The sequence below is a fragment of the Burkholderia sp. LMG 13014 genome, from assembly GCF_905232215.1.
Classification (GTDB): Bacteria; Pseudomonadota; Gammaproteobacteria; order Burkholderiales; family Burkholderiaceae; genus Burkholderia.
In genome coordinates this window covers 1-8297 of the sequence record NZ_CAJNKE010000257.1, presented here as the reverse complement: position 1 = coordinate 8297, position 8297 = coordinate 1, and the positions used below count along the sequence as shown (strand labels likewise).

Sequence of the window (8297 nt, the reverse complement as noted above, 5' to 3'; positions counted from 1 at the left end):
CGCGATGCCGACGTGCGACGCGAGTGCGTCGGGCCCCGCCGGCCGGCCATGACGCTCGAGATACGCGGGCGACGCGCAGATGCCCATGCGCTGCACGCCGAGCTTCCGGCCGACCAGCGCGCTCGTATCGGCCAGCTCGCCGATGCGCACCGCGATGTCGAAGCCGTCGTTGACCAGATCGGCCACGCGATCGCTGAACGACACGTCGATTTCGAGGCGCGGATGGCGCTCCACGAGGCGCCGCATGACGGGCGCCACGCATTGCCGCCCGAACAGCACCGGCACGCTGACGCGCAACCGCCCCGCCGGCTCGCGCTGCCCCGCGTCGAGCGCGGCCTCCGTCTCGCCGAGTTCGGCCAGCAGCCGCCGGCACTGCTCGTAATAGACGAGCCCTTCGTCGGTCAGGCCGAGCTGGCGCGTCGTGCGCTGCAGGAGCCGGGTGCCGAGACGGCGTTCGAGCCGCGCGACGACCTTCGCGACGGCCGAGCGCGTCACGCCGAGCCGCAGCGCCGCCGCCGCAAAGCTGCCCGACTCCACCACGTCGACAAATTCGGCCACGCCTCTCAGCCGCTCGTCCATGCGCTTGCGCTCCATTGGGTAACAGGTTTGTGTCCACACAGGCGACAGTCATTGGCCGATTTCTCGCCAATGCGTCCCCGAGCGCAACACTATGATAGTCCGCTCTATCTCGAAAAGGAGTCGACATGAACGCATGGCAAGTGAAACCGGGCGACGGCGTGGCCGGGCTTCGGCGCATCGACGCGCCGCGCCGCGCGGTCGGGCCGACCGACGTCGTCGTGAAGATCCACTCGGCCGGACTGAACTATCGCGACCTGATGTTCGCGCGCGGCGACTATCTCGGCATCGGCACGGACGCGCTGATTCCGGTTGCCGACGGCGCCGGGGAAGTCATCGAAACCGGCCGCGACGTCACGCGCTTCAAGCCGGGCGATCGTGTGATCAACACGTACTTCCCGCACTGGCTCGACGGGCCGCCGACGCCGCAGAAAGTCTCCGCGTCGCCCGGCGCGCAATTCGACGGTGTGCTGGCCGAACACTTCGTGTCCGACGAAGCCGCGCTGGTCGCGATTCCCGCGCATCTGAACTACGACGAGGCGGCGACGCTGTCGTGCGCGGGCATCACCGCATGGAACGCGCTGTTCGCCGATGGCGGCGCGGGGCCCGGCGCGACCGTCGTGCTGCTCGGCACGGGCGGCGTGTCGATCGTCGCGCTGCAGCTCGCGCATGCGGCCGGGCTGCGCACCATCGTAACGTCGTCGAGCGATGCGAAGCTCGAACGCGCCCGCGCGCTCGGTGCGGACGCAACGATCAACTATCGGACGACGCCCGAATGGCAGCATGAAGTGCTGCGGCTGACCGGCGGCGCAGGGGCGGATCTGGTGGTCGAAGTCGGCGGCAAGGATACGCTGCCGCGCTCGGTCGCCGCGACGAAGATGGGCGGCATCGTGTCGGTGATCGGCGGCCTCAGCAGCTTCGCCGGCCCCGAACTCGGGCTGCTGTCGCTGATCGGCGGGATCCGGCAGCTGCACGGGATCATGGTCGGCAGCCGCGCGATGCTCGACGACGTCGTGCGCCTCGTCGACGCAAAGCAGATCAAGCCGGTGGTCGATCGCGTGTTCGGCTTCGACGAAGCACCGCAGGCGTATGCGTACCTGCAGTCGGGGCAGCACTTCGGCAAGGTGGTGATTCGCGTCGCGCAGTAAGCGCCAAGAGGCGATGGGCCGTTCGCCCCATCGCCTCAACACCGCTTTCCGCAGCGCGCCGTCAGAACTTGTGACGGATCCCTGCGTGAACCATCAGCTGCTTCGAGGTCGACGACAAGTCCGCCGCGCCGGGAATATAGGCCTGGTCGAGCGACGAGCCCGTCGCATCGCCCGCAACCCGCTGGTACGCCCCCATCAGGTACACGTCCGTGCGCTTCGACAGGTTGTAGTCGGCCATCAGCCCGAGCGAATGAATCTTCGGCTTCGCGCTGCCCGTCGTCGCGTCATAGCGCACCGTCGTGTACACGTACTGCGCACCGACGAACAACGCGGGCGTGAACTGGTATTTGCCGTTCACCTCGAAGTTCTGGTACTTGATCGACGACACCGTGCCGCCCGCGAGCGGGCCCGTCACCGGCTGGATCGTTTCGTCGCCGAACAGGTAGCCGACGTTCGCGGTCGGCCGCGTGACGTTGCTGTTCGTGTACGCGAACCCGAGCGTCGCGGGGCCCGCCGTGTAGTTGATGCCCGCACCGAAGATCCGCAGCCGCGCCGACGCAAAGTTCGCATCGGCGCCGACCGATCCCGCCCCCGCGATCGCGCCGCCCGACGTCGCCCCCGGGTTGTCCGCATTCAGGAAGGCCGCGCCGACGAGCAACCCGCCCTGCTCGTATTGCGCGCCGACGCTCCACTGCCGGTTGTTCGCGAAGCCCGTGTCGTTGCTGAAGCTGTACGTGCCGCCGAACGAGAAGCCGGCGAAATCCGGGCTCGCGTACTTGACCGTGTTGTTCACGCGGAACGTGTTGCCGGTGTTGTCGTTGTCGAGCGGATGCGAGAACGGATAGACGCCCCAGCTGCCGTTCGCGGTCGTCGGCGCGAGATAGTCGACCACCGCATCGTATTGCCGGCCGAGCGTCAGCGTGCCGAAACGTGCGCTGCCGAGGCCGACGTAGGCCTGCCGCCCGAACATGCGGCCGCCCTGGGCAAGCGTGCCGCTGTTCACGTTGAAGCCGTTCTCGATCTGGAACAGCGCGCTGTAACCACCGCCCAAATCCTCGGTGCCTTTCAGCCCCCAGCGGCTGCCTTGAGCGAAACCGCTCGCCATCTGCCACGCGCTGTGGCCGCCGACGTTGTTCGTGTAGTCGATGCCGGCGTCGACGAGGCCGTACAGCGTGACACTGCCTTGCGCGAACGCGGGCGCTGCACACAGCGCCGGAATCGCGACGAATAACGATCTCCAGTTCATTCGTTTTCCTTATTTATAATTTCATGGCTGCCCGTTTGACGGGCATCGCCGCTTACTTCGCGCCGTAGATGTCGAAGTCGAAGTACTTCTTGTTGATCCGCTGGTAAGTACCGTTCGCGAGAATCGTCGCGAGCGCGCGGTTGAAGGCATCGCGCAGGTCGTTGTCCTGCTTGCGCAGCCCGAGCCCGTCGCCCTGCCCGAAGTACTTCACGTCGTCGATCGCCGCGCCGACGAACGCGAAATCCTTGCCCTGCGGTTTCTTCAGGAAGCCGTCGTTCGCCGCGATCGAGGCCTGGAACGCCGCGTCGAGCCGGCCCGTCACGAGATCGGCATAGACCTGGTCCTGATTCTGGTACGACACGATCTGCACGCCGGCCGCCTGCCAGTTCGCGATCGCATAGTCGGCCTGTGCGGAGCCCTGCTCGACCCCCACGCGCTTGCCCTTCAGCGCGTCGGCCGTCGGCAGCAGCGGCGAGCCCTTGCGGGCGACGAGGCGTGCCGGCGCATTCGAGATCCGGTTCGTGAACGCGATCTGCTGCTGCCGCTTCGGCGTGATCGTCATCGACGATGCAATCACGTCGAACTTGCGCGCGAGCAGCCCCGGAATCATCCCGTCGAAACTCGACTCGACCCACACGCAGCGCGCATGCAGCTCCGCGCACAACGCGTTCGTGATGTCGATTCCGAAGCCCGTCAGCGTGCCGTCGGGCAGCTTGTATTCGAGCGGCGGGTAAGTCGGATCGACCGCGAGGCGGATCTCCTTTCCGGACCAGTCGCCCGCGTGCGCCGCGCTTGCCGCCAGCGCCACCGCGAGCGCCACCATCCGTTTCCATTGCTTCATTGCCAGTCTCCTTCCTTGTGTGAATCGTCAGTCGAAATCGTGCGGGACCGTCACGCGAGGTAGCGTTCCGCCAGCGCAATCCAGTAGCTCGCGCCCGTAGCGAGGCACGCGTCGTTGAAGTCGTAGCCGGGGTGGTGCAGACCGCATCCGGCAGCGCCGTCGCCATTGCCGATCGACAGGTAGCTGCCGGGGCAGGCGTTCAGCATGAACGCGAAATCCTCGCTGGCCGCGATCGGCCGCAGATGCGGGATCAGCGCGCCATCGCCGCCCCATTCGCGCGCGACGTCGCGCGCAAACGCGGTTTCCGCCGCGTGATTGACGAGCACCGGGTACTCGTGCCGATAGTCGATCTCGGCCGTCGCGCCGTAGCTCGCCGCCTGCCCGTGCACGATCTCGCGAATGCGCCGTTCGAGCAGCGCGCGGACGTCCGGCGACAGCGCGCGCACGCTGAGTGCGAGTTCCGCGTGCGGCGGGATCACGTTCGATGCGGTGCCCGCGTGGATCGAGCCGGCCGTCACGATCGCCAGCTCCTGCGGATTCACATTGCGCGACACGACGGTCTGCAGCGCCATCACGATCGACGCGCACACGACCACCGGATCGATCGTCGTATGCGGCACCGCGCCATGCCCGCCGCGCCCGATCACACGCACGCGCACCTCGTCGGCCGATGCCATCGCCGGGCCGTCGCAGAAACCGAGCACGCCGGCCGGCAGGCCCGGCACGTTGTGCATCGCGAACACCGCGTCGCACGGAAACTGCTCGAACAGCCCGTCGTCGATCATCCGCTTCGCGCCGCCGAGCCCTTCCTCGGCCGGCTGGAAAATCAGGTTCAGCGTGCCCGTGAAGCGTTCGCGCTCGGCCAGGCAGCGCGCCGCCGCGAGCAGCATCGCCGTATGACCGTCGTGGCCGCACGCGTGCATCACGCCGTCGCACTGGCTCGCATGCGGCAGCCCGGTCGCCTCGCGGATCGGCAGGGCATCCATGTCCGCGCGCAGCCCGAGCCGTTTCCCGGGACCGCGCGTCAGTGTGCCGACCACGCCCGTGCCGCCGAGCCCGCGCGTCACCCGATAACCCCATGTTGTCAGGCAGTCTGCCACGAGGTCGCTCGTCGCATGCTCCTCGAAGCCGAGCTCCGGCTGCGCGTGCAGCCGGCGGCGCAGTGCAATCATCTCCGTCTCGATGGCCGCCATTTCCGGCGGGATAGGTTTGTGGTCCAACCCCGATTCTCCTCGATGCCTTCCGGTTGCCGATCGCCCGAATGACCGATCGTGCCCGCATCGTAGGCAGCGAAAATCCCGGCGAACAGCCGCGGTTTCGTTATGATGACAACCTTTCGTTGTCGGGTATCGCACCATGAGCACGATCAAGCTGCATCAGCTGCAGGCGCTCGTCGCGAGCGCAGAGGCCGGGAGCATCCGCGGCGCGGCGCGCACGCTCGGGCTGTCGCAGGCGGCCGTCACGCGCGCGCTGCGCGAGCTGGAGGCCAGCGAGCGGCTGCCGCTGCTGGTCCGCGCGCCGGAGGGGATCGGCTTCACCGAGTACGGCAAGACGCTGCTCACGCACGCGAAGCTCGTGCTGAAGCAGCTCGAACACGCGCAGAGCGATCTCGAACGCATGCGCGGCCGCGTCGAAGGGCGGCTGAGCGTCGGCGTGACGCCGTGGCTGACGATGACGTTCCTCGCGGAAACGGTGCTGCGCTTTCGCGAGCAGATGCCCGACGTGCGTCTCGAACTCTACGAAGCGCTGATGGCCGTCGCGCAGCCGCTGTTGCGCGACGGCAGCATGGACTTCGCGCTCGGGCACGTGCAACCCGGCGGCACGCAGGAATTCGCGTTCGAGCCGATGCTGCGCTACGAGACCGCGGTGATGGTACGCGCCGGCCATCCGCGCGAGCACGCGCGGTCGATCCACGATCTGGTCGACCACGACTGGGTGCTGAATTTCGCGGCCGACGGGCAGGCCGCGCTGGTCGATTACCTGTTCACGCGCCACGGTGCCGAAATCGACGAACGGCGCATCGTGCGCGCGCAGTCGGTGGCGATGCTGCAGACGATGCTCGAACAGGCCGACATGTGCACGTGGTGCCCGACGATTCTCGCGGCCGTGCCGCCGTTCGGCGAACGGATGCGCGCGTTGCAGCTGAAGGAAACCTTCGAGCCGCGCGATCTCGGGATCGTCACGCGGCGCAGCAGCACGCTGAGCGACGCGGCGCGCTGCTTCATCGACTGCCTGCTGCACGTGATCCGCCGCCATGCGCGCTCGGCACGCAAGGCGGATCTCGCACTGTTCAGGACGCTATCGCTGCTGATCTGACGCGCGGCAGACGCGGCTCGCCGCCGCGTCGCCTGCCGCCCGTCAGATCTTCGCCGTCAGCGTGATCCCGACCGTGCGCGGATCGCCGTACAGCACCGGATACGCGCCATACGACGGCAGCAGCTCGAGCTTCTTGTAGACCTTGTTGGTCAGGTTCGTCACGTAGCCCGTCACGATGTACTTCTGGTTAGGCGTCGTGTAGGACACGTGCGCGTTCAGCACCGTGTAGCCGCCCTGCCAGAGCTGCGGCATCGTCTGCCGCGTCGCGCTGAAGTATTCGCGGCTGCGGTAATTCACGTCGCCGCCGGCCGTCAGCGTGCCGAACGACACCGGCACGCGATAGTCGAAGCCCGCGTTGATCGTCGTATGCGGCGAACGCGCGAACGAGTTGCCGACGGCGGTCGGCACGTTGCGGAACTCCGTGTAGCGCGTGTTCAGCATCCCGAGGTTCGCGAACAGGTAGAGGCTGTTGACCGGCTGCGCCTTCAGTTCCAGCTCGAAGCCGTCCGCGCGCCCCTGCCCGGCATTCGACAGCGTCGACACCGGCGGGCCGCCGAACGGGTTCGGCGCGAGCGCGAACACCTGGATGTCGCGATAGTCGTAGTGGAATACGCTCGCGTTGACGATCAGCCGCTTGTCGAACCATTCGCTCTTGATCCCGACCTCGTAATCGGTCAGGTACTCCGGCGACACGGTCGACACCGTGCTCTGCGTATACGCGTTGCCGTTGTAGCCGCCCGAGCGGAAGCCGCGCGCATAGCGGAAATACGCGCGCACGTTGCTGCTGAGCGCGTATTCGGGCGTGAGATCCCAGGTCGGCGCGCGCCACGTGTTCGTCTGGTTCTGCCGCGCGCTGACCGCCAGCGGCGACGACACCGACGACGGTTCCCACCAGCTGCCCGGATTGCTGAACGTCACGTTGCCGGTGTCCTGCAGCCCGGTCAGGTTGATGTTCTTGCGCTCGATCGTGTAACGCAGCCCGCCCGTCACGTTGAAGCGGTCGGTGAACCGGTACTTCACGCTGCCGAAGATCGCCGCGCTCTGCGTGTGCTGCGTGAGGTCGGTCAGGTGGTAGAACGCGGGCGACGGCGATCCCGGCAGGCCGCCGCCGGCGCCCTGCTCGGCCAGTTGCTCGGTGAACAGGTGCGTGCCGACGATCCAGCTCAGCCGGTCGCTCTGCGGCGATTCGAGCCGGAATTCCTGCGAGAACTGGCGGCTCGACAAACGATCGTGCGAGCGTGCGGCGTCGAACGCGGAATAGTCCTCGTCGTCCTGGTACCAGCGGTGCAGCCCTTCGAACGCGGTGATCGAGGTCAGCGTCACCGCCGGGTTGATGCGCCAGTGCGCGGTGAGCGACGTGCCCCAGGTCGAGATGTGATCGCTCGACGGTGCGTTGAGCGACACCGTGTACGGATCGCTCGACCCGACGAAGCCGAACTGGTTCGCGCCGCCCGGCCCCGCGCCCTGCGCGTGCCACGCATTGCCGCCGCCCGTGTAGTTGCGGCCGTGGATGTTGAACAGGAAGTCGGTATCCGACGTCGGCAGGGCCAGCACCTGGAAGCGCACCGCGTTGTCGTGGAAGCCGCCGAAGCGCCCTTGCTGCACGGTGTTCGTGTAGAAGCTGTCGGCGTTCTCGTGATACACCGACACGCGCGCGGCCAGCACGTCGTTCTTGCCGATCGGCCCGCCGATCGCGGCTTCCGCGAGCCGGCTGTTGTACTGGCCGAGCCCGATCTTGCCATAGCCGCTCACGTCGAAGGTCGGCTTCTGCGACGTGATGCTGAGCGCGCCGCCGACCGTATTCTTACCCCACAGCGTGCCCTGCGGGCCGCGCAGCACTTCGATGCGATCGAGGTCGAACAGCGGGAAGCCCTGCCCGAACACGCTGTTGATGTAGACGTCGTCGAAGTACACGCCGACCGGGCTCAACGACAGGTCCGACGGGTCGTTACTGCCGACGCCGCGCAGGAACCAGCGCGGCCGCTCGCGGCCCTCGGTCGATTGCCCGGTAAAGTTCGGCACGTACTTCGTCACGTCGTTGATCACGCGCAGCTCGTTGTTCTTGATCGCGTCGCCGCTCAGCGCGCTCACCGCGACCGGCACGTCCTGGATGCTCTCCTTGCGCCGGCGCGCGGTCACCGTCACCGTGCCGAGGTTCGTTTCGCGTGTG

At 67.4% G+C, this 8297-nt stretch carries 7 protein-coding genes; 2 read left to right on the top strand and 5 right to left on the bottom strand.

Annotation, left to right across the window (positions count from 1 at the left end):
- Window positions 1-579: LysR family transcriptional regulator (locus JYJ84_RS22160; protein ID WP_205189472.1), on the bottom strand; the 579-nt coding region annotated here is incomplete at its 3' end.
- A 125-nt stretch (window positions 580-704) separates the two neighbouring features.
- Here JYJ84_RS22160 and JYJ84_RS22155 point away from each other — a divergent pair.
- A complete protein-coding gene (locus tag JYJ84_RS22155) occupies window positions 705-1724 on the top strand; it encodes an NAD(P)-dependent alcohol dehydrogenase (protein WP_122948864.1) in 1020 nt (339 codons plus the stop codon).
- Window positions 1725-1785: 61 nt separating this feature from the next.
- On the opposite strand, the gene JYJ84_RS22150 is transcribed toward JYJ84_RS22155, so the two are convergent.
- Genes JYJ84_RS22150 through JYJ84_RS22140 form a run of 3 tightly spaced genes read right to left on the bottom strand, consistent with a single transcriptional unit; the run spans window position 1786 to window position 4983 of the window.
- Window positions 1786-2970, bottom strand: coding sequence for a porin (locus JYJ84_RS22150; protein ID WP_175219298.1), 1185 nt, complete (start codon window positions 2968-2970; stop codon window positions 1786-1788).
- 52 nt (window positions 2971-3022) lie between these two features.
- Window positions 3023-3811 carry an ABC transporter substrate-binding protein gene (locus tag JYJ84_RS22145; RefSeq protein ID WP_174963437.1) on the bottom strand — a complete coding sequence of 263 codons (789 nt, stop codon included), beginning with the start codon at window positions 3809-3811 and terminating at the stop codon, window positions 3023-3025.
- Between the two features lie 50 nt (window positions 3812-3861).
- Window positions 3862-4983 (bottom strand): M20 aminoacylase family protein, encoded by a 1122-nt coding sequence (locus JYJ84_RS22140; RefSeq protein ID WP_374102119.1) that lies wholly within the window; start codon window positions 4981-4983, stop codon window positions 3862-3864.
- A 184-nt stretch (window positions 4984-5167) separates the two neighbouring features.
- Between JYJ84_RS22140 and JYJ84_RS22135 the strand changes: the two genes are divergently transcribed.
- A complete protein-coding gene (locus JYJ84_RS22135; protein ID WP_175219295.1) occupies window positions 5168-6127 on the top strand; it encodes a LysR substrate-binding domain-containing protein in 960 nt (319 codons plus the stop codon).
- Window positions 6128-6169: 42 nt separating this feature from the next.
- Here JYJ84_RS22135 and JYJ84_RS22130 read toward each other — a convergent pair.
- Window positions 6170-8297: TonB-dependent receptor (locus JYJ84_RS22130; protein WP_205189470.1), on the bottom strand; the 2128-nt coding region annotated here is incomplete at its 5' end.